We start from the raw sequence: 19,769 nt of genomic DNA on the forward strand, positions 1-19,769 counted from the left end.
CCTCATGCACTCCATTGTTCCGGCTGATCGGTTTCGACCAGCGCAGCGTCGGGGAAAGCGGCCATTGCCGCCTTGACCACCGGAATTTCCAGAATTTCGGCGCGGGCGTCGGCCTTGGCCGCTTCCTCCCGCTCCAGCAAGGTCGGTTGCGCCGCCGCATCGCTCGCCGCCACGCGCCAGCCGATGCCCGTCATCTCCCGCAACGCCTGGGTCAGTCGCGCCGCGAAATCGGACGGCAATTGCGGCGTCGCGCGATAATCCAGTTCAGGCGGCGCATAACGGACTAACCCGACGCAGTCATGCAGTTCCTGCGCCAGTTGCCCCTTGCCCCTTTGCCACAGCGCCTCGATCAAATCCTCGAACGTCGCAGGCAGCTTCGCGGCCGGGCCAGCCGGTGGCGCGGCGGCAACCGCGCCCGGCGTCGCGGCTGCGACAGGCCCGCCCTCGCGCAATAGCCGCGCCAGTTCGCCCGGATCGGGCATGGTCGCCGCGTGCATCACCCGCAACAGCGCCATTTCACAGCTTTCGATCGGCAGGATCGCGCCCGCCACCTCGTCATGGCCTTTCAGCAGCAACTGCCACAAGCGATGCAGGGGCGCGAAGCCGAGGTGCGACGCCCAGTCGGCCAGCATCTCGCGCTCCTCAGCCGACTGGCCGGGGCTGGCAATGTCGCGCCCCGCCTTCGCCAGCGTTACGGCATGCACCAGTTCCAGCAGCCCGCGCATCAGCGCCAGCGGCTCCACCCCCAGCGCATATTGATCGCGCACGCCGCCCAGCAAGGCGGCGGTATCGCCCTCCAGCAACAGGCCCAGCAACCGGCGCACAGATCCGCGATCCGACAAGCCCAGCATGTCGCGCACCTGGGTCGCTGTGACCATCGGCTCGCCCTCGCCCATCTCGGCATGGGCAATCGCCTGGTCGAGTATCGACAGCCCGTCGCGGGCCGATCCTTCGGCCGCCTGCGCGATCAGCGACAGCGCATCCGCCTCCGCCGCGACGCCTTCGGCCTCCACCACATGCGCGAAATGCCCCGCCAGCAATTCAGCCGGAATCCGGCGCAGATCGAACCGCTGGCAGCGCGACAGCACCGTCACCGGCACCTTGTTCACCTCGGTCGTGGCGAACAGGAATTTCACATGGGCAGGCGGCTCCTCCAGCGTTTTCAACAGCGCGTTGAACGCATTTTTGGAGAGCATGTGCACTTCGTCGATGATGTAGATCTTGTAGTGCGCCGATACGGCGGCATAGCGCACCGCCTCGATGATCTCGCGCACATCGTCGACGCCGGTATGGCTGGCAGCATCCATTTCGACCACGTCGATATGCCGCCCTTCGGCAATCGCGCGGCACGGCTCGCACACGCCGCACGGGTCGATCGTCGGCCCGCCCTGCCCATCCTCGCCAATGCAGTTCAAGGCCTTGGCGATCAGCCGCGCGGTCGATGTCTTGCCGACCCCGCGCACCCCGGTCATCAGAAAGGCATGGGCCAGCCGTCCCCGCCTGATCGCATTGCCCAGCGTCTGGACCATCGCGTCCTGGCCGATCAACTCACGAAAATTGCGCGGCCGATATTTGCGCGCAAGGACGCGATAGGGCTGGGGGGAATCGGACATGGGGCTTGTCTAGCCGTTCGGATGGCTATTGTCGAAGCTGGATGATGGCTGGAAGGTGGGAGCCGGAACGACCCGCGGCAAAATCACTGTGGCTGCTTCCGTCAGGACCTGACCAGGTTGGCGACGACCTCGTCCGCCCGACTCCCGGCGCGGCATATGGCGAAGAAGGATGGGGATGGCAAGGGGCCACACACCACATCCGTTCGTGTCGAGCGAACGGACTGTAATTAATCCAGCCCGCTCTTCTGCGCCTTGGCCAGAAAATCGAGCGCGGCCTGCGCCGACTGCGCGATCGCGGCCTCCGCCGCCTTGGCATCCACGGTCGGTCGATCGAGATAGATGGCAAGGATATATTCCTCACCCGACGGCGCCTTCACCAGCGCCACGTCATTATAGGCGGTGCCGCACGATCCGGTCTTGCTGCCCGACGTCCAGCCTTCGGGCAGCCCCGCCTTGATCCTGTTGTCGCCAGTGGTGCTGGCGTTGAGCCAGCCACGCAAGCGATCTGCGCTCTCGCCCTTCATGTCGCGGAACAACAAACGCCCCATCAATTCCGCCATGGCGGCGGGGGTGGTGGTGTCGCGCGGATCGTCCGGGGCATTTTCGTTCAAAGCCGGTTCGTTGCGGTCCAGCCGGGTCACGCTGTCGCCATGGGCGCGCATGAAGGCGGTCAACCCCTGCGGCCCGCCCAGCATCGGCAGCAGCAGGTTCGCCGCGCTGTTGTCGCTCACCTCGACCGCCGCCTGCGCCAGCTCGGCCATGCTCATCCGGCCGCGTTTCCTGTTCTTTTTCACCACCGGCGCATAATCAAGTATGTCGTCCTTGCCGAAGGGAATTTCCCCCTCCAGCCCGAATTTCCCGCCTTCCGCACCGATCAGCACGGCAGCGGCCAGCGGCGCCTTGAAGGTCGAACAGAGCGCAAAGCGATCGTCCCGGTTGAACCCCAGGATCAGGGCGCCCTTGCTGTCGACCAGCGCAATGCCCAGCCGCCCGCCCGTCTCCTCTTCGATCGACCGGGGATTGCGCACCGACGCCAGCGCCGATTGCGGCACCAGATAGCGGGGTGGCGGCGGCAGCAGCGAATCGAGCCGCCCTGTTGGCACTGGCGTCGGCACTGGCTCTGGCGCGGCCTTCTTCGGCGCGGCGGGCGCAGTTGTGGCCATGCACATAAGAGCGGCCAGCGCGGCGATGCGGAATGGTCGGCCCATGACGATGCTCACATGCCCTGCATATTGTAGGATTCGGACGGGATACGGACGGTCAGGCTTTCCAGCCCTTCCGGCAGCACAATCTGGCAGGACAGGCGGCTGGTGCGCGTGGCGGATGCCGCCAGGTCCAGCATGTCCTCCTCATCCTCGCTCGCCCGGCTGAGTTGCGGGAAATCCGCCGCGTCGACGATGACATGGCAGGTGGAACACGCCATCTGCCCCTCGCACGTACCCTCCAGTGGCTGACCCGCGGCCTGCGCTACATCCAGCAGGATCGACCCCGCCGGAGCATCGACTTCCTGCCGTCGCTCGCCATCGGCGCTGATGAAAATGATCCTGGTCATTGATGCGACGCTCCCTGTCACGGCGCCGCTTGTGCGGCTGCCGCCATGTTCAATGCTTCCGCAGCGCTCTCCAGTTCGGCCGGTGTCGTGTAGCGGCCAAAGCCGATCCGCACCGATCCACGCGCCTGTGCATCGGTCAGGCCCAGCGCGCGCAGCACATGGCTAGGACGCCCGGACCCGCTTGCGCAAGCGCTTCCCAACGAAAAAGCAACATTGCGGCAATATGACAACAACCGCGCGCCGTCGATCCCGTCCCTGCGCAGGTTGAGATTGCCGGGATAACGCGCGTCCGCGCTGCCATTGAGCGTCCAGTCGGCAAACAGTCCGCGTGCCAGGGCAGCAAGCGCTTCGACATGCGTCCGGTCCGCCTCCGCCCGATCCCGCATCAACCGTGCCGCCACGCCAAACCCCGCGCATAATGCAGGCGACAGCGTACCGGATCGCAATCCACTCTCCTGCCCGCCGCCATGGATCAGCGCAGCGGGCTTCACCCCGTCGCGCAGCCACAAGGCGCCCACTCCCTTGGGACCATGGATCTTGTGCGCGCTGATCGCCACCATGTCGCATGTGTCGGGGATAGGCACCCGGCCATAGCCTTGCACCGCATCGCACAGGAACAACGCGCCTGCCTCATGCGCAAGGTCGGCGAGTGCCGCGACCGGCTGGATCACGCCAATCTCGTTATTCACCAGCATCGCCGCCACCAGCGCGACGCCCGGCCGGATCGCCTGCGCGGCGGCATCCATATCCACCAACCCATCGGGCCCAACCGGCAAAATAGTGACTGTCCGCCCCGCCCTGCCCAGTGCCTCCACCGTATCCAGCACGGCCGCATGTTCCGTCGCGATCGTCACAACGTCACCCGCTGGCGCACCCTGTATCGCGATATTGAGCGCCTCGGTCGCCCCGGACGTGAAGATCAGCCGTCCCCCACCGGGCAGCAACCGACCTATCTCCTCCCGCGCCACCTCTACCTGCGCCGCCGCCGCCCGGCCCAGCCGGTGCGCGCTGTGCGGATTGGCGAACTGGTCACGCAGCAACGGCACAATCGCCTCGAACGCTTCGGGGGTCAGCGGCGTCGTCGCCTGATAATCCAGATAGATCATCGGCCCGCCCGCGCCGCCATGGCGGTCCATTGCCCCAGAAACCGATCGACATCGGCCTCATCCGTTTGCGGCCCGAAGCTGACCCGCACCACCTCGCCCGCCGCCGCCTCGTCCCAGCCCATGGCATGCAGCACATGGCTGGTCTTGAGCGACCCGGACGAGCAGGCGCTGCCCGCCGACACCGATATGCCCGCCAGATCAAACTGAATCAGTTGCGCCCGCGCCGACAGGCCCGGCATGCGGTAGCTGGCTATGGCCGGAATGCGCGGCGCATCACGCGCGACGACCTGCCCGCCCGCTGCCTCGACCCCCGCGTCCAGCCGCGCGCGCAGCCGCGCCGCATCAGGCAACCAGTCCGTGCGCGCCTCCAAAGCGGCTGCCATCGCCAATATGGCAGGCAAATTCTCCGTCCCCGCCCGATAGCCCTGTTCCTGCCCGCCCCCGGCGTGCAGGAACCCCAGATCGCGCACCAGCAAGGCGCCGATACCCGGCGGTCCGCCAAATTTATGCGCGCTGATCGCGATCATGTCTGCTTCCGGCAGCGGCAATTTGCCAGCACTCTGGGCGCAATCGGCAAACAATAGCGCTCCATCACGCTCCAGCGCGTCGAGCGGCTGTATCACCCCGGTTTCATTATTGACGTGCTGGATGGCGACAATGACCCCGTCATCCCCGCCTTTGGAAGAATGACGAACCATACAAACGCACCCGTCCGCGTCCACAACCAGCCGCTCCGCGCCCGGTGTCACCCGCAATACCGAATCATGCTCGACCGGCGACGTCATCACCCGAGCCGCCTTTGCCCGCGTCAGCCCAATCGCAATCGCCTCGCTGGCCCCTGACGTAAAGATCACATGCCCCCGCCATCCCAGCACCTGGGCGATCCGCGCGCGCGCCGTTTCCAGCGTCGCGCGCGCCGCGCGTCCATCGGCATGGGGGCTGGACGGGTTGGCCCAGCGGTCCATCGCATCCACCATCGCCGCCTTGGCGGCGGGCAACATCGGCGTGGTCGCGGCATGGTCAAGATAGAGGCGTTGGGCAGCCACGATGCGATGCTACTCATTGATTGCGGAAATGGCGGCGGCTTCTATATAGGCGGTCTGCCGCGCAGCGCCAGCTTATGGCGTGGCGCGCGTCCTTTTGCCACCGACCGCCGGCCTGACAATGGTGTTCGGTGGCCATAACGATAACAGGTACCATGCCCGACGTAATCTTTACCGGACCCGAAGGTCGTCTCGAAGGCCGCTTCAGCCCCCCGCCCCGCCCGCGTGCGCCGGTCGCCATGATCCTGCATCCGCACCCTCAGGGCGGCGGCACGATGAACGACCGCATCACCCAGGCGCTTTACAAGACGTTCGTGAAGCGCGGCTTCGCCGTGCTGCGCTTCAACTTCCGCGGCGTGGGCCGCAGCCAGGGGACGTTCGACAACGGCATTGGCGAACTGTCCGATGCAGCAGCGGCACTCGACTGGGTGCAGAGCTTCCATCCCGAAGCGCAGACCACCTGGATCGCGGGCTTCTCCTTCGGCGCATGGATCGGCATGCAGCTGCTGATGCGCCGCCCGGAAATTCGCGGCTTCATCTCGGTTGCGCCCCCCGCCAACATGTACGACTTCTCCTTCCTCGCACCCTGCCCCTCGTCGGGCATCATAGTGCAGGGAACCTCGGACGAAGTCGTGACCGCCAGTGCTGTGCAAAAGCTGGTCGACAAGCTGCGCACGCAAAAGGGCATCACCATCCACCACGACGAGATCCGTGGCGCCAACCATTTCTTCGAACATGAACTCGACCAGTTGATGAAGTCGGTGGACAATTATCTCGACATGCGTCTGTCCCCGGATTCGCCGATCCGCTGAGGATTGGGAGGCAAGGGGCTTCCACTCCCTATGCCCGTTCGCCCTGAGCGAAGTCGAAGGGCTTGGCTGAGCGCAGTCGAAGCCACTTCGCTTCGCTCAGTGCAGGGCTTCGACTGCGCTCAGCCCGAACGGTGTTAAAACAGGCCGTTTGCCCCTTGCTCGGCCTTGCCCGTATGGCTCAGCGCTGTTCCAGCCCCGGCAGGTCCGGCCCCGGAATCGCCGTGATCGCTACATTGCCAAACATAACCAGCCCCGCGACGATCATCAGCGCGCCGCGCTTGCGATCGCGCAGCTTGACCATCACATACAGCCCGCCGCCTGTCAGCAGCAGCCCGGCCAGCATCAATATAGATAAAATCGTGCCTGTCATGGCCCTTCCCATAAGGGCGTCGGTCCAAGGTGGCAATTGCCGCCCTCACCCCCTATGAGGCGCGGGAACGAATCACCCCCGTGGTGAAGGGACACATTCCATATGAAAATCGCCATCGCATCCGATCATGCCGCCGTCGATCTGAAAGCGGAACTAGCCCAATGGCTGCGTGATGAAGGACATGATGTCGCCGATCTGGGTCCGGCCACTGCCGACCGGGTCGATTATCCCGATTATGGTTACAAACTGGCGACAGCCATAGCGTCTGGCGACGCCGAACGTGGCATTGCGCTCTGCGGCTCCGGCATTGGTATTTCGATCGCGGTCAATCGCAACCCGGCCTGCCGCGCCGCGCTGGTCGGGGAACCGCTGTCCGCCGCGCTCAGCCGCGAACATAATGACGCCAATGTCCTGGCCATGGGCGCGCGCCTGACCGGCGTGGACATGGCCAAGGCCTGCGTCACCGCTTTCCTCACCACCGAATTTGGCGGAGGCCGCCACAGCGGCCGCGTCGAAAAACTGTCCCAACCCGCAATCTGACCCGCGCTCTGAAAGGAATTTTCGATGAGCATCGACACCCTCGCCCCCGCCATCCGCCAGGACGGCTTTTTCAGCGAAAGCCTTGCCAGCGCGGACCCGGAAATCTTCGGCGCGATCGGCAATGAGCTGAAGCGTCAGCAGGACAAGATCGAACTGATCGCGTCCGAAAACATCGTGTCGAAGGCGGTGCTGGAAGCCGCTGGCTCCATCTTCACCAACAAATATGCCGAAGGCTATCCGGGCAAGCGCTATTATGGCGGCTGCGAATATGCCGATGTGGTCGAAACGCTGGCGATCGAGCGCGCCAAGCAATTGTTCGGCGCCAATTTCGCCAATGTGCAGCCCAATAGTGGCAGCCAGATGAATCAGGCCGTATTCCTGGCGCTGCTCCAGCCGGGCGATACCTTCATGGGTCTCGACCTGTCGTCGGGTGGCCACCTGACCCATGGGTCGCCGGTCAATATGAGCGGCAAATGGTTCAACCCGGTTCCCTATGGCGTGCGCGCCGACGATCATCTGATCGATATGGACGAAGTCGCCCGCATCGCGCGCGAGTGCAAGCCCAAGCTCATCATCTGCGGCGGCACCGCTTACTCGCGCGTGTGGGATTTCCCGCGCTTCCGCGAGATTGCCGACGAAGTGGGCGCCTATCTGCTCGCCGACATGTCGCATTTCTCCGGCCTGGTCGCGGGCGGCGCGCATCCCTCGCCCGTCCCTCATGCCCATGTCACCACCACCACAACCCACAAGTCGCTGCGTGGCCCGCGCTCCGGCATTGTCCTGTGCAATGACGAAGCGATCGCCAAGAAGATCAACAGCGCCATTTTCCCCGGCATGCAGGGCGGCCCGCTGATGCACATCATCGCGGCCAAGGCAGTCGCGTTCAAGGAAGCGCTCAGCCCTGAATTCAAGGCCTATGCCCACCAGATCGTCGCCAATGCCCGGACGCTGGCCGCCACGCTGGCCGATGCTGGGCTGTCGATCGTATCGGGCGGCACCGACAATCACCTGATGCTGGTCGATCTGCGCGCCAAGAACACCACGGGCAAGGCCGCTGAAAAGGCGCTCGACCGCGCTTTCATCACCTGTAACAAGAATAATGTGCCGTTCGACACCGCTAGCCCGTTCGTGACGTCGGGCGTCCGCCTTGGCACCCCCGCCGGCACCACCCGCGGTTTTGGTGAAGCGGAATTCCGTGAGATCGGCGAACTGATCGCGCAGGTCGTCGAAGGGCTCAAGCGCAACGGCGACGAAGGCGACGGCCAGGCCGAAGCCCATGTGCGTGACAAGGTGCTGGCCCTGACAAGCCGCTTCCCGATTTATTGAGCAACATGAAGCCCCTCTCCTTCAGGGGAGGGGTTGGGGTGGGGCCTGTCCGGCTTAGGCAGCGTTAGGACAGGCCCACCCTCTGGCCCCCTCCCGCAAGCGAGAGGGGGAACTTGTGGGAGAATGTGAATGCGCTGCCCCTTTTGCGCCCATGAGGACAGTCAGGTGAAGGACAGTCGGCCGACGGAAGATGGCAATGCCATCCGCCGTCGCCGCCAGTGCGAAGCCTGCGGCGCGCGCTTCACCACCTTCGAACGCATCCAGTTGCGCGACATCTGGGTAGTCAAGAGCGAGGGCCGCAAGGAAGCCTTTGAGCGCGACAAGCTGACCCGTTCGATCGGCATCGCCTGCCGCAAGCGCCCGATCGACCCCAGCCGGATCGAAAAACTCATCTCAGGCATCCAGCGCCAGCTCGAAACCAGCGGCGACAGCGAAGTCTCTGCCCGCACGATCGGCGAACTGGTGATGGAAGGCCTCAAACGCCTCGACAGCGTCGCCTATATCCGCTTCGCCAGCGTCTATAAGGACTTCACCGACGCCAAGGATTTCGAGGAATTTGCGAGCACGGTGAAGGAAGTGGGGGGGTGAGTATGAGACGCGCAACCCCTCACCCGTTCGCCCTGAGCGAAGTCGAAGGGCTCGACCGAGCGCAGCGAGGTTCTGATAGGCAATGACTTTTCACGCCTATATGCTGCGCTGTTCAGACGGTTCTTATTATACTGGCCACACAGACAGTTTTGAGACCCGGATTGCCCAGCACCAGTCAGGCGCAATCAAAGGTTACACGTTCGACCGTCGCCCTGTCGAACTTGTCTGGTGTGCCGAGTTTGGAACCCGCGCAGAAGCGCTCGCCAGTGAACTGCAAATAAAGGGCTGGTCTCGCAAGAAAAAGGAAGCCTTGATCGCGGAAAATTGGGATTCGCTGAAGAAGGCTTCTGTTTCCCGCACTTCGCCTTCGCTCAGTGACGCCCTTCGACTTCGCTCAGGGCGAACGGAGGATAAGACTGATCCTTCTGACCAATCGGAACCCGTCATGTCCCCTCCCCCCGTCACCACCCCGCCCGTCATCGTCCTGGTCCGCCCCCAGCTTGGCGAAAATATCGGCAAGGCCGCGCGCGCCATGCTCAATTTCGGTCTTACCGAAATGCGGCTGGTCGCGCCGCGCGATGGCTGGCCCAATCCGGATGCCGGCCCTTCAGCCGCGGGCGCAGACTTCATTCTCGATCAGGCGCAGGTCTTTGAAACCCTGGCCGACGCTGTGTCCGATTGCGCCCATGTCTATGCGACCACCGTGCGCAAGCGTGGCGTGACCAAGCCCGTCGTCACACCAGAGGAAGCCGCCCGCGAAATCCACGTCGCTCAGGGCCGCTGCGCCTATATTTTCGGGCCGGAGCGATCCGGTCTGGAAACCGAGGATGTGGCGCTCGCCCGCAAGATCTTGACCGTGCCGATCAACCCGGAATTCGGTTCCCTGAACCTTGCCCAGGCGGTCATCCTCTGCGCCTATGAATGGTCGAAACAGGCTAATCTGTCGCAACCGACCGTCACCGACCTGGGCGAACCCGCGCCGCAGGTGGAGTTGGAAGGGATGATCGAGCAGCTCAACACGCTGCTGGAAAAGGTCGGCTATTTTTTCCCACCCGATCGCGCGCCCGCAACCAAGCTGACGTTGCGCAACCTGCTGACCAAGCCGGGCTGGAACCATCTGGAGGTGCGGACGCTGCGTGGCGTCCTGTCCCACCTCAATCGCCCGCGCGAACGCTAAGGGTCTGGCGCCCCTCCTCCGAACGGGTCGGGATTCTATCCTCGCGTCCGGTCGAATTCGGCCATTTCATAGGCAATCGACGCTTCGACCAGCTGCTCCCAAAGATCGGCGACGATTGCCACCGGCACGCCCAGTTGCGCCGCCTGCGCGCAGGCCTGATCGATCACCTGACGCTTGCGCGCCTCGTCCCGCACGGCGCCGCGATCCGGCTTGATCCGGGCGGCGGCGCGCATATGGGCAAAGCGTTGGGCCAGCAGCGCCACCAGATCGCGGTCGATCGCATCGACGCCCGCCCGCACCTCTGCCATGCTGCTATAGTCATCAGGGTTCATGCCCCGCCAATTAGGCGCAGCCTGCGCCCCTGTCGAGGGTTGACATGCCGCCCCCTTGTGGCCATAGGCGCGCCTTCGCAATTGGCCTCGCATCCCGGTGAAGCGGCGGCCCTGCCCCTGAGCGCACCAACGCAAAACGGACGTAGGCGATACCGGGAATGATGCTCACCCTTTCAGGGCGGGCTTAGTTGTTAGCATTTGTAAGGAATTATCTATGACGAAGCGCACAAGCGCCAAGTATAAACTCGACCGTCGCATGGGCGAGAATATCTGGGGCCGTCCCAAATCGCCTGTCAACAAGCGCGAATATGGTCCCGGTCAGCACGGCCAGCGCCGCAAGGGCAAGGTGTCCGACTATGGCATCCAGCTGCGCGCCAAGCAGAAGCTGAAGGGCTATTACGGCGACATCACCGAAAAGCAGTTCAAGAAGAACTATTTCGAAGCCAGCCGCATGAAGGGCGACACCGGCCAGAACCTCATTGGTCTGCTCGAACGCCGCCTGGACGCCGTCGTCTATCGCGCCAAGTTCGCGCCGACCATCTTCGCGTCGCGCCAGATCGTTTCGCACGGCCACATCTATGTGAACGGCGTGAAGTGCAACATTGCCTCGCGTCTGGTGAAGCCGGGCGACGAAATCACCCTGGGCAAGAAGGCGCAGGAAATGGCGCTGGTGATGGAAGCGCAGGCTCTGGCCGAACGCGACATCCCCGACTATGTCTCGCCCGATGGCGCTGCCAAGGTCACCTATGTCCGCGTTCCCACGCTGGACGAAGTGCCCTATCCGGTGAAGATGGAACCCAATCTGGTCGTCGAATTCTATTCGCGCTGATCGGCTTTCACCCAAGGCTTTACAAAAGGGCGGCCCCGCAAGGAGCCGCCCTTTTTCATGCACAAGGTTCCACCACAGACCATGACCGACACCGAAAGCGCGTCGCCGATCGGCAGGACGCAACGACGCCTGCTCAGGCGAATCTATAATGGCCGCACCGTGCCGATCATCGCCGATGGCAAGGATTTCCTGACCTACAAGGCCGCGATCAAATATCTGGAGGCGCTGGAGCCCGATGCGCGCGACGTCGTCTATGAAGAAATGAAGGCATCAGCGAAACATGGCAAAGCGCCACCCGCACAATCCTGAACGCGCGACTTGCGCGCGCGCGCCACAGCTGTAAGCGCAGCCCATGGCGACCGCGATCCTCCATCTCTATGCCCTGGCGCTGGGATCGAACCGCGCCCTGTCCGCTCGCCTGACGCCGCGCAGGCTATTGGTCGAAGCGACTGCGCGAATCGCGCAGCGCGGCCGGGTGATCGCAATCTCGCCGACGATCAAAACGCCACCCATCGGTCCGTCCCGCCGCCGCTACGCCAACGCCGCGCTGCTGGTCCAAAGCCCGCTTGCCCCGCCCGCCATGCTGGCATGGCTCCAGTCGATCGAACAGGCGCTGGGCCGGCGCCGCTACCGCCGCTGGGGCGCGCGCAGCATCGACATCGACATCATCCTGTGGTCGGGCGGCGCATGGGACAGCCCTGCACTGACGATCCCCCATCCCGCCTTTGCCGCGCGCGATTTCGTTTTGACCCCGCTCCGCAGCATCGCCCCCACCTGGCGCGATCCTCGCTCAGGGCTCAACGTCCGTCACCTCCGCGCCCGCCTGCAAAAAGCCAGCCAAAGCATGCCACAAGAGGTTGACCATCCCCGCCGCCCCCTCTAGGGCGTCCGCACCTAAGCAGTTGGGGTCCATAGCTCAGTCGGTAGAGCAACTGACTTTTAATCAGTAGGTCGCTGGTTCGAACCCAGCTGGACTCACCACATCATTGCTGGCCGGGCAGCAGTTCCAGAAACAGCCCGTCGGCATCGGCGCACAGCCGCTCGCCATCCTTCAATTCCCCGCGCACGAACCGCTTTCTGCCTTCGATTGCATAAACGGTCGCGGTCACCGTCAATGGCCGGTTCATGGGTGTGATCGCGCGATAATTGATGTGCAGATAGGCAGTGCGCGCCACGCCGCCCGGACCAGCATTGGCCGACATGCCCAGCAGTTCGTCGAACATCAGCGACACCGCACCACCATGAGCGGCCGCATTGCCCCCCAGAAAATAGTCGCCAAAGGTCACCTGCGCCCGAACAGACGTCTCATCCAGCTCTTCGATGTCGATGGCGGGACACATGACCTGACCATGGCCCGGCACATTGTCGACCCGCCCGAACATCCGATGTTCCTCACTCGCCTTCAACGGCGCCAGTCGCCCGCGCCATTGCTGCAGGTCCGCTGCCAGCGCCTCTATCGTCGTTTCATCAAGCTTGGCAGCGGCGAGATCGTCCAGAAAATCGCGCAGCGTGTCGATCATCGCTGGATAGGCCGAACCCGGCATGGCCCCCTTGCCCTTTCCGCGCCGATAGCCTCGAAATATGGGGGGCTGTTCTTCCGGCATCAGCTCAACTTTCTCTTGCTCGTTCCAATCCCGACCGTCGGGAGACTCACGCCCCTTAGCGGGGTAATGGATCGAGCAACAACAGGCTTCGGCTGGCAACAGTTACGCAACGATCATCGCCCAGGTGAAATTCGCGGGGCTCTGCGCTGCCATTCACGCACAATGTCCATCCCGATCGCAGGAAATGCAGCGCAACGCAGCGTCGCTCCGGCTGCTCCCATTGGGCAACGTCCATGGCGCGGCCGCTCTCGTCGGTCCATGCCACATCCTCCGCACGCAGCATGGCAATATCCTTGAAATCAGGACATCGCGCCCGCAGCGCTGCCAGGGTGAAGGCGTGGGCTTCAATCTCCCGGTCACGCCCGGACCAGTCGATCCATCCAATCGCATTATCCTGCGCATAGGCATTATTATTGCCCTGCTGGCTGCGGCCAAATTCATCCCCCGCGCTCAGCATGATCGCCCCGCGCGAACAGAAGAGGGTGGAGAGCAGCGCCATCACGTCGCGCCGCCGGGCCGCTATGATGACGGGATCGTCGCTTACCCCCTCGACACCATTGTTCCAGCTCAGATTTTCGCCATGGCCATCGCGATTCTGCTCGCCATTGGCGTGGTTATGCCGCTGCTCATAGGCGGTAAGGTCCGCCAGCGTGAAACCATCATGCGCGGCCAGAAAGTTGACGGTCCGGGTCACATCCCCGCCGAATATGTCGGACGATCCCGTCAGGCGCGTGGCAAATCCACCCAGCATCCCGGCGTCGCCCCGCCAGAAGCGCCGCATGTCGTCGCGATAGCGGTCGTTCCACTCCAGCCACCCCTGCCCGAACCGGCCCAGTTGATAACCGCCCGGTCCAATATCCCATGGTTCCGCGATCATAACCCGGTCGGCCAGCACCGGATCGGCCCGCATCTCTTCCAGCAACGGCGCATGGGGATCGAACCCGTCCGTCATCCGCCCCAGCGCTGGCCCCAGATCGAAACGGAAGCCATCCACCCCCGCCTGCGTCACGAAATGGCGGAGTGTATCCAGGATCAGGCGGCGCACCATCGGCTGGTTGCACGCGATGCTGTTGCCGGTCCCGGTATCGTTGATCAGTTCCCCACTGTCGGCATGGCGGAAATAGTCGCGGGCATTGAGGCCACGCAGCGACAGCGTTGGCCCCTGCATGTCGCTCTCGCCATTATGATTATAGACCATGTCCAGGATCACGCCGATCCCTGCGTCCTGCAAAGCCGCCACAGTGGCGCGCAGTTCCGCCATGCCGCCCGGCGCCAGGCGCGGGTCGATCGCAAACCAGCTGACCGGATTATAGCCCCAATAGTTGGTCAGGCCGATCGGCCCCAGATGCCGCTCGTCGATCCAGGCGTTGATCGGCATCAGTTCCACGGCGGACACATGCAACTGCTTCAAATGCGCGATGATCGCCGGATGGGCCAGCGCGGCGATGGTCCCGCGCAGCGCCTCCGGCACATCGGGATGCAGCATCGTAAAGCCGCGCACATGCAGTTCGTAGATCAGGCCGCCCGGCGTCAAATGCGGCGGCCTGGCCGGGACAGGCATTAACGGCGCAGCCACCACCCCCTTCGGGCAAAGCGGCGCCGTATCCTCGCCCTCCCCCCGCTTGGCCGTCAGCGCCGGGTCATAGACGAAGGCCCGGTCGACTGCCGGAGCATAGGGATCGAGCAGCAGCTTGTCGGGATCGAACCACAGCCCCGCCGCCGGATCATAAGGGCCATCCGCGCGCACGCCGTACCGCGCGCCCGCCCCGACACCGGACAGCTCGACATGCCACACGCCATCGACGTCGCGCAGCATCGGCACGCGCCGCTCCCGATCCGCGTCATCGAACAGGCACAGCCATAGCTGTTCGGCCTCCGGCGCCCAGATCGAAAAGCGGGTGGCGGTGGCGCCGATGACCGGCGCACATCCGCCCCCGCTCACGCCACCTCCGCCAGCAACGCCCGGTACAGCGCCGCATAGCGCGCCGCGCTATGATCCCACGACACTTCGCTGCGCATCCCCGCCCGCTGCATCGCCTGCCAGACCGGCCGTTGCCCATGCAATCGCACCGCCCTGCCGATCGCACCATGCAAGGCCAGCGGATCGGACGGGGCAAAGACGATGCCTGTCGCCGCCCCTGCCGCCAGCGCCGCCTCATTGGCGTCGATCACCGTATCGGCCAGCCCGCCGACCCGCGCCACCACCGGCACGCAGCCATAGCGCAACGCATAAAGCTGGGTCAGTCCGCACGGCTCGAACCGCGACGGGATCAATATGGCGTCTCCCCCCGCCTGCATCAGGTGCGACAGCGGCTCATCATAGCCGATCTGCACGCCGATCCGTCCGCGATGCCGGTCCGCCGCGCCCAGAAATGCACCCTCCAGCGGATGGTCGCCCGATCCCAGCACGGCGAGCTTCGCCCCCAGCCCGACCAGATGATCGATCGCGTCCACCAGCAGGTCCATCCCCTTCTGCCAGGTCAACCGGCTGACGATGATGAAGATCGGCGCACCGTCATGATCCAGGCCAAATCGGCTTTCCAGCGCCCGCCGGTTGGCCATCCGCCCACCAAGCGATCGTGCGGAATAAGTTTTTGAAATCAAAGCATCATTTGCCGGATTCCAGATGTCGGTATCGACCCCGTTCAATATGCCGTGCAGGCGGTCCACCCGCCCGTTGATCAGGCCGTCCAGCCCCATGCCGTGGACCGGCGAGCGAATTTCCTCCGCATATGTCGGACTGACTGTCGTAATCGCATCCGCCGATACCAGCCCCGCCTTCAAATAACCGATGCCGCCATAATATTCGACGCCATCCACCCCCCACGCCTCCTGCGGCAGGCCCAGCGCGGCAAAGATGTCGGCACCGAACCGCCCCTGAAACGCCAGATTGTGGATCGTCACCACCTTGGGCACGCCATGGGCCGGGCCAAAGCGCATATAGGCCGCGGTCATTGCCGCCTGCCAGTCATGGACATGGACGACATCGGGCCGCCAGCTCTTCAGTCCCTCCGCTGCAATATCCGCCCCCACCCGCGACAGGGCCGCAAAACGCCGCCAGTTGTCAGGCCACTCATTGCCCGCAGGATCGCCATAGGGACCGCCTTCGCGCGCGTAGAAATCGGGCGCATCCAGTACCAGCAGGTCCAGTCCGTCGACGCTCGCCGCCAGCACCGTCGCGGGAACGCCGAACAGCGCCTCATAACGACGCACCACCTTCGCCTTGCCCAGACGCGCAATCACGCCGGGATAACCCGGCACCAACGTGCGCACCTGCACATCCTGCGCCGCCAGCGCCCCCGGCAGCGCACCTGCGACGTCAGCCAGACCGCCCGTCTTGACCAGCGGATAGATTTCGGACGCAACCGACAGCAATTTCATCGCCATGCGACCGCTCAAGCCACCAGCCGCTCGATCATCGGCTGCGTGACCAGACATATGCCGCTGTCGGTCCGGCGAAAGCGTTGCGCATCCTCCTCCGGATGTTCGCCGATGATCAGGCCGGGCGGAATGATGATGCCGGAATCGAGCACGCATTTGTGCAACCGCGCGCCGCGCCCGATCTCGCAATTCGGCATGATCACACTATCGGTGACAGACGAGAAGCTATGCGTCTTGACCCCGGAAAACAGCAGGCTGCGATGCAGCGATGAACCCGACACGATGCAACCGCCCGCCACCAGCGACGATGTCGCGGACCCGCGCCGCCCATCCTCATTATGCACGAACTTGGCTGGCGGAGTGACTTCGGAATAGGTCCATAGCGGCCAGCTGCGGTCATACAGATCCAGCGAGGGTACCACGTCGGTCAGGTCGATGCTCGCCTGCCAATAGGCATCGATCGTCCCCACGTCGCGCCAATAGGGAACCAGCTCGCTTTCGGCACGTACGCAACTGCTCGAAAAGCGGTGCGCCACCGCTTTGCCATGCTTGACGATATGGGGGATGATGTCGCCGCCAAAGTCGCGCTCGCTTGCCGGATCGTCCGCATCGCGGCGCAACTGCTCGATCAGGAACCGGGTCTGGAAAACATAGATGCCCATCGACGCCAGGGCCATGTCGGGCTGGCCGGGAATGGCAGGCGGGTCTTTCGGCTTTTCGACGAAGGCGGTGATCCAGTCCTTTTCATCGACATGCATCACGCCAAAGCCGGACGCCTCGCTACGCGGCACTTCCATGCATCCGACCGTCACGTCCGCGCCGCTATCGACATGCTGCTGGAGCATCAGCTCATAGTCCATTTTATAGACATGATCGCCCGCCAGCAGCACCATATATTCGGGCGCATAACTTTCGATGATGTCGATATTCTGGAACACGGCGTCGGCGGTCCCTTCATACCATTGGCTTTCCGATACGCGCTGGCTGGCGGGCAGAATATCGAAGCTCTCGTTGCGTTCGGGGCGAAAGAAGTTCCAGCCGCGCTGCAAATGGCGGATCAGCGAATGCGCCTTATACTGCGTCGCCACGCCGATGCGGCGAATACCGCTGTTAAGCGCATTGGACAGGGCAAAATCGATGATCCGCGCCTTGCCACCAAAATGGACGGCAGGCTTGGCGCGCTTGTCGGTCAGTTCCGCCAGGCGACTGCCGCGCCCTCCCGCCAGCACATAGGCCATGGCGTCACGGGCGATCGGCTGGTTTCGTGGTTGCTGCATTTCGGGCCTCTCCTCGCTTTGCCCCGTCCGTCGCCTGCACGCGCCCGTCGGCTTCCTTAAATATCCAGTTCCAGCATCAACGTCGCGAATGGGGGAATGGTTACATTGGCCCATCCCTCCTCATCCGCCGTCACCATGCCCATATTTCCTGCATTGCTGCCGCCATAACCGGCCGCGTCGCTGTTCAATATTTCGCGCCACGTTCCGCCCGATGGCAAACGCATCCGGTAACCATGCCGCAGCAATGGCGTAAAATGGCTGATGACGACGATCGGACGCGCGCCGGGTGCCCGCCGCACCCAGGCAAAGACGGAGTCGGCGGCGGCATCTACCAGCACCCATTCAAACCCCTCCGGCTCGCAATCGCGCGCGTGCAGCGCCGGTCGGGAGCGATAGAGATGGTTGAGATCGCTCACCCATTGCTGCACGCCTTGATGGGGGGCATGATCGACCAGATGCCAGTCGAGCGCCCGTTCCTCGCTCCACTCCCCGCGCTGGGCGAACTCCTGCCCCATGAACAGCAGCTTCTTGCCCGGATACCCCCACATCAGGCCATAATAGGCCCGTAGCGTGGCGAATTTCTGCCAGTCATCGCCCGGCATCTTGTGCAGCAACGACGCCTTGCCATGCACCACCTCGTCATGGCTCAGCGCCAGCACGAAATTCTCGGTAAAGGCGTAGAGCAGGCCGAAGGTGATGTCGTCATGATGATGGCAGCGATGCACCGGATCGCGCTGCAAATAGCGCAGCGTGTCGTGCATGAACCCCATATTCCATTTGAAACCGAAACCCAGGCCACCGCTATGCACCGGGCGCGACACATCGGGCCAGCTGGTCGATTCCTCCGCGATCGTCATCACCCCGCCATGGGTGCCGTACAGGACGGTGTTGAGTTGCTGGAGGAAGGCCACTGCCTCCACATTCTCCCGCCCGCCATGATCGTTGGGCACCCACTCGCCGGGCGCCCGCGAATAATCGAGATAGAGCATGGAAGCGACGGCATCGACGCGCAGCCCGTCGACATGATAGCGCTCGGCCCAGAACAGCGCGTTATTGACCAGATATTGCGATACCTCGCGCCGCCCGAAATTATAGATGGCGGTGTTCCAGTCGGGGTGGAATCCCTTGCGCGGATCGGCATGTTCATACAGCGCCGTGCCGTCAAAATAGGCCAGCCCATGTTCGTCGGTCGGGAAATGCGCCGGCACCCAGTCGAGGATCACGCCGATCCCGGCCTGGTGCGCCCCGTCGACAAAACGCGCAAAGCCCGCCGGATCGCCGAACCGCGCGGTCGGCGCATAGAGACCCAGCGTCTGGTACCCCCAACTGGGATCATAGGGATATTCGCTGATCGGCAGAAATTCGATATGGGTAAAGCCCATGCCGACGACATAGGGGATCAACCGCCGCGCCAGTTCATCCCAGCTCAGGAAATCGCCGGACTCGTCCCGCTGCCATGACCCGGCATGGACTTCATAAATCGACACCGGCTCACGCCGTGCATCGGCCTTCTGCCAATGGTCCTTATGCCGTTCGTCGCCCCATTCATGGTCAAGCGGCGCGGCGACGATCGACGCGGTGGAGGGGCGCAGTTCGGACTGAAAGGCAAAGGGGTCGGCCTTGAGCGGCAGGATGACGCCATCGGCGCCCATAATCTCATATTTATACGCGCTGCCCGGCCCGACATCGGGCAGGAAAATCTCCCACACGCCAGCGTCCGCCCGGTGGCGCATCGGCGCGCGGCGGCCATCCCAGCGATTGAAGTCGCCCACCACCGACACGCGCTTTGCATTGGGCGCCCACACGGCAAAATGCGTGCCGGTCACCCCATCATGGGTCATTGCATGCGCGCCCAGCTTGTCGAACAGGCGTCCGTGCGATCCTTGCGCGAAATAATAATCATCCATCGGCCCCAGGACCGGGCCGAAGCCATAGGGATCGATCATGACATGGTCGCCGCCATCGCCATAATGGGCGACGTAACGCAACGGCTGGCGCTTGCGGATTTTCACCTTCCCGAAAAACAGCCCGTCCGGGTGGATCGCCGCCAGTTCGCCGACCGGCTTGCCATCCAGCGTCTGGGCGCTGACGCCGACCGCTTCGGGCAACAGCACACAGGCGGTAAAGCCGCTTTCAGCCGGATGCACGCCAAGCGTGGCAAAGGGGTCGTCCTCGCGACCTTGTATCAGCCGGTCAATCTGTTCCGGCGTCAACACCGC

At 63.8% G+C, this 19,769-nt stretch carries 20 protein-coding genes, 1 tRNA gene and 1 other RNA gene; 9 read left to right on the forward strand and 13 right to left on the reverse strand.

What is annotated here, in order from left to right; all coding sequences use genetic code 11:
• Window positions 1-2: 2 nt before the first annotated feature.
• The 6 genes from IWY39_RS04215 to IWY39_RS04240 form a co-directional block, all read right to left on the reverse strand.
• A complete protein-coding gene (locus tag IWY39_RS04215; RefSeq protein ID WP_107125081.1) occupies window positions 3-1,613 on the reverse strand; it encodes a DNA polymerase III subunit gamma/tau in 1,611 nt (536 codons plus the stop codon).
• A 51-nt stretch (window positions 1,614-1,664) separates the two neighbouring features.
• Window positions 1,665-1,762: signal recognition particle sRNA small type (gene ffs / locus IWY39_RS04220), an RNA gene on the reverse strand.
• Between the two features lie 78 nt (window positions 1,763-1,840).
• Window positions 1,841-2,821, reverse strand: a complete 981-nt coding sequence (blaSGM, locus tag IWY39_RS04225; RefSeq protein ID WP_107125152.1) for an SGM family class A beta-lactamase — start codon at window positions 2,819-2,821, stop codon at window positions 1,841-1,843.
• Window positions 2,822-2,829: 8 nt separating this feature from the next.
• Window positions 2,830-3,165, reverse strand: coding sequence for a 2Fe-2S iron-sulfur cluster-binding protein (locus tag IWY39_RS04230; protein WP_026149576.1), 336 nt, complete (start codon window positions 3,163-3,165; stop codon window positions 2,830-2,832).
• Between the two features lie 17 nt (window positions 3,166-3,182).
• Entirely contained in the window at window positions 3,183-4,301 is a 1,119-nt protein-coding gene (locus IWY39_RS04235) for a cysteine desulfurase family protein (protein ID WP_107125080.1), read from the reverse strand.
• Entirely contained in the window at window positions 4,268-5,317 is a 1,050-nt protein-coding gene (locus tag IWY39_RS04240; protein ID WP_107125079.1) for a cysteine desulfurase family protein, read from the reverse strand. Before IWY39_RS04240 ends, IWY39_RS04235 begins: the two co-directional genes overlap by 34 nt.
• Window positions 5,318-5,469: 152 nt before the next feature.
• Between IWY39_RS04240 and IWY39_RS04245 the strand changes: the two genes are divergently transcribed.
• Complete coding sequence (locus IWY39_RS04245; RefSeq protein ID WP_017184627.1) at window positions 5,470-6,126, forward strand: alpha/beta hydrolase; 657 nt, start codon at window positions 5,470-5,472, stop codon at window positions 6,124-6,126.
• A 178-nt stretch (window positions 6,127-6,304) separates the two neighbouring features.
• Here the strand turns inward: IWY39_RS04245 and IWY39_RS04250 are convergent, their stop codons facing one another.
• Window positions 6,305-6,496, reverse strand: coding sequence for a hypothetical protein (locus IWY39_RS04250; protein ID WP_017184628.1), 192 nt, complete (start codon window positions 6,494-6,496; stop codon window positions 6,305-6,307).
• 102 nt (window positions 6,497-6,598) lie between these two features.
• On the opposite strand from IWY39_RS04250, the gene rpiB reads away from it, so the two are divergent.
• The 4 genes from rpiB to IWY39_RS04270 all read left to right on the forward strand — a co-directional run bounded on the left by rpiB (window position 6,599) and on the right by IWY39_RS04270 (window position 10,127).
• Window positions 6,599-7,036 carry a ribose 5-phosphate isomerase B gene (gene rpiB / locus IWY39_RS04255; protein WP_017184629.1) on the forward strand — a complete coding sequence of 146 codons (438 nt, stop codon included), beginning with the start codon at window positions 6,599-6,601 and terminating at the stop codon, window positions 7,034-7,036.
• A 24-nt stretch (window positions 7,037-7,060) separates the two neighbouring features.
• Window positions 7,061-8,362, forward strand: a complete 1,302-nt coding sequence (gene glyA / locus IWY39_RS04260; protein WP_019052530.1) for a serine hydroxymethyltransferase — start codon at window positions 7,061-7,063, stop codon at window positions 8,360-8,362.
• Between the two features lie 129 nt (window positions 8,363-8,491).
• The gene (nrdR, locus tag IWY39_RS04265; protein ID WP_026002674.1) at window positions 8,492-8,950 is read left to right on the forward strand and encodes a transcriptional regulator NrdR; all 459 of its coding nucleotides are present in this window, start codon (window positions 8,492-8,494) and stop codon (window positions 8,948-8,950) included.
• An 82-nt stretch (window positions 8,951-9,032) separates the two neighbouring features.
• Window positions 9,033-10,127 carry a TrmH family RNA methyltransferase gene (locus tag IWY39_RS04270; RefSeq protein ID WP_107125078.1) on the forward strand — a complete coding sequence of 365 codons (1,095 nt, stop codon included), beginning with the start codon at window positions 9,033-9,035 and terminating at the stop codon, window positions 10,125-10,127.
• A gap of 35 nt (window positions 10,128-10,162) precedes the next feature.
• On the opposite strand, the gene IWY39_RS04275 is transcribed toward IWY39_RS04270, so the two are convergent.
• Window positions 10,163-10,459, reverse strand: coding sequence for a chorismate mutase (locus IWY39_RS04275; RefSeq protein WP_017184633.1), 297 nt, complete (start codon window positions 10,457-10,459; stop codon window positions 10,163-10,165).
• A gap of 214 nt (window positions 10,460-10,673) precedes the next feature.
• Between IWY39_RS04275 and rpsD the strand changes: the two genes are divergently transcribed.
• The 4 genes from rpsD (at window position 10,674) to IWY39_RS04295 (ending at window position 12,269) form a co-directional block, all read left to right on the forward strand.
• Window positions 10,674-11,288 (forward strand): 30S ribosomal protein S4, encoded by a 615-nt coding sequence (rpsD, locus tag IWY39_RS04280; RefSeq protein WP_017184634.1) that lies wholly within the window; start codon window positions 10,674-10,676, stop codon window positions 11,286-11,288.
• Between the two features lie 57 nt (window positions 11,289-11,345).
• A complete protein-coding gene (locus IWY39_RS04285; protein WP_017184635.1) occupies window positions 11,346-11,597 on the forward strand; it encodes a hypothetical protein in 252 nt (83 codons plus the stop codon).
• 43 nt (window positions 11,598-11,640) lie between these two features.
• Window positions 11,641-12,171, forward strand: a complete 531-nt coding sequence (gene folK / locus IWY39_RS04290) for a 2-amino-4-hydroxy-6-hydroxymethyldihydropteridine diphosphokinase (RefSeq protein WP_107125077.1) — start codon at window positions 11,641-11,643, stop codon at window positions 12,169-12,171.
• 22 nt (window positions 12,172-12,193) lie between these two features.
• Window positions 12,194-12,269, forward strand: a tRNA-Lys gene (locus IWY39_RS04295).
• A gap of 2 nt (window positions 12,270-12,271) precedes the next feature.
• Here the strand turns inward: IWY39_RS04295 and IWY39_RS04300 are convergent.
• The 5 genes from IWY39_RS04300 to glgB all read right to left on the reverse strand — a co-directional run bounded on the left by IWY39_RS04300 (window position 12,272) and on the right by glgB (window position 19,766).
• The gene (locus tag IWY39_RS04300) at window positions 12,272-12,832 is read right to left on the reverse strand and encodes a PaaI family thioesterase (protein ID WP_017184637.1); all 561 of its coding nucleotides are present in this window, start codon (window positions 12,830-12,832) and stop codon (window positions 12,272-12,274) included.
• A gap of 115 nt (window positions 12,833-12,947) precedes the next feature.
• On the reverse strand, window positions 12,948-14,834 hold the full coding sequence (gene glgX / locus IWY39_RS04305; protein ID WP_107125076.1) for a glycogen debranching protein GlgX: 1,887 nt from the start codon (window positions 14,832-14,834) through the stop codon (window positions 12,948-12,950).
• Window positions 14,831-16,279 (reverse strand): glycogen synthase GlgA, encoded by a 1,449-nt coding sequence (gene glgA, locus IWY39_RS04310; RefSeq protein WP_107125075.1) that lies wholly within the window; start codon window positions 16,277-16,279, stop codon window positions 14,831-14,833. The genes glgX and glgA overlap by 4 nt, the downstream gene beginning before the upstream one ends.
• A gap of 8 nt (window positions 16,280-16,287) precedes the next feature.
• The gene (gene glgC, locus IWY39_RS04315; RefSeq protein WP_107125074.1) at window positions 16,288-17,550 is read right to left on the reverse strand and encodes a glucose-1-phosphate adenylyltransferase; all 1,263 of its coding nucleotides are present in this window, start codon (window positions 17,548-17,550) and stop codon (window positions 16,288-16,290) included.
• Between the two features lie 56 nt (window positions 17,551-17,606).
• The gene (gene glgB, locus IWY39_RS04320; protein WP_107125073.1) at window positions 17,607-19,766 is read right to left on the reverse strand and encodes a 1,4-alpha-glucan branching protein GlgB; all 2,160 of its coding nucleotides are present in this window, start codon (window positions 19,764-19,766) and stop codon (window positions 17,607-17,609) included.
• Window positions 19,767-19,769 lie beyond the last annotated feature (3 nt).

The organism is Sphingobium sp. JAI105, from assembly GCF_015752145.1.
In the GTDB taxonomy this organism is placed as follows: Bacteria; Pseudomonadota; Alphaproteobacteria; order Sphingomonadales; family Sphingomonadaceae; genus Sphingobium; species Sphingobium xenophagum.

Bases quoted from the DNA above. Each gene is read 5' to 3' on its own strand.
- IWY39_RS04215 (WP_107125081.1), bottom strand. From the start codon at position 1,613: ATGTCCGATTCCCCCCAGCCCTATCGCGTCCTTGCGCGCAAATATCGG.
- blaSGM (WP_107125152.1), bottom strand. From the start codon at position 2,821: ATGGGCCGACCATTCCGCATCGCCGCGCTGGCCGCTCTTATGTGCATG.
- IWY39_RS04230 (WP_026149576.1), bottom strand. From the start codon at position 3,165: ATGACCAGGATCATTTTCATCAGCGCCGATGGCGAGCGACGGCAGGAA.
- IWY39_RS04235 (WP_107125080.1), bottom strand. From the start codon at position 4,301: ATGGACCGCCATGGCGGCGCGGGCGGGCCGATGATCTATCTGGATTAT.
- IWY39_RS04245 (WP_017184627.1), top strand. From the start codon at position 5,470: ATGCCCGACGTAATCTTTACCGGACCCGAAGGTCGTCTCGAAGGCCGC.
- IWY39_RS04250 (WP_017184628.1), bottom strand. From the start codon at position 6,496: ATGACAGGCACGATTTTATCTATATTGATGCTGGCCGGGCTGCTGCTG.
- rpiB (WP_017184629.1), top strand. From the start codon at position 6,599: ATGAAAATCGCCATCGCATCCGATCATGCCGCCGTCGATCTGAAAGCG.
- glyA (WP_019052530.1), top strand. From the start codon at position 7,061: ATGAGCATCGACACCCTCGCCCCCGCCATCCGCCAGGACGGCTTTTTC.
- nrdR (WP_026002674.1), top strand. From the start codon at position 8,492: ATGCGCTGCCCCTTTTGCGCCCATGAGGACAGTCAGGTGAAGGACAGT.
- IWY39_RS04270 (WP_107125078.1), top strand. From the start codon at position 9,033: ATGACTTTTCACGCCTATATGCTGCGCTGTTCAGACGGTTCTTATTAT.
- IWY39_RS04275 (WP_017184633.1), bottom strand. From the start codon at position 10,459: ATGAACCCTGATGACTATAGCAGCATGGCAGAGGTGCGGGCGGGCGTC.
- rpsD (WP_017184634.1), top strand. From the start codon at position 10,674: ATGACGAAGCGCACAAGCGCCAAGTATAAACTCGACCGTCGCATGGGC.
- IWY39_RS04285 (WP_017184635.1), top strand. From the start codon at position 11,346: ATGCACAAGGTTCCACCACAGACCATGACCGACACCGAAAGCGCGTCG.
- folK (WP_107125077.1), top strand. From the start codon at position 11,641: ATGGCGACCGCGATCCTCCATCTCTATGCCCTGGCGCTGGGATCGAAC.
- IWY39_RS04300 (WP_017184637.1), bottom strand. From the start codon at position 12,832: ATGCCGGGTTCGGCCTATCCAGCGATGATCGACACGCTGCGCGATTTT.
- glgA (WP_107125075.1), bottom strand. From the start codon at position 16,279: ATGGCGATGAAATTGCTGTCGGTTGCGTCCGAAATCTATCCGCTGGTC.
- glgC (WP_107125074.1), bottom strand. From the start codon at position 17,550: ATGCAGCAACCACGAAACCAGCCGATCGCCCGTGACGCCATGGCCTAT.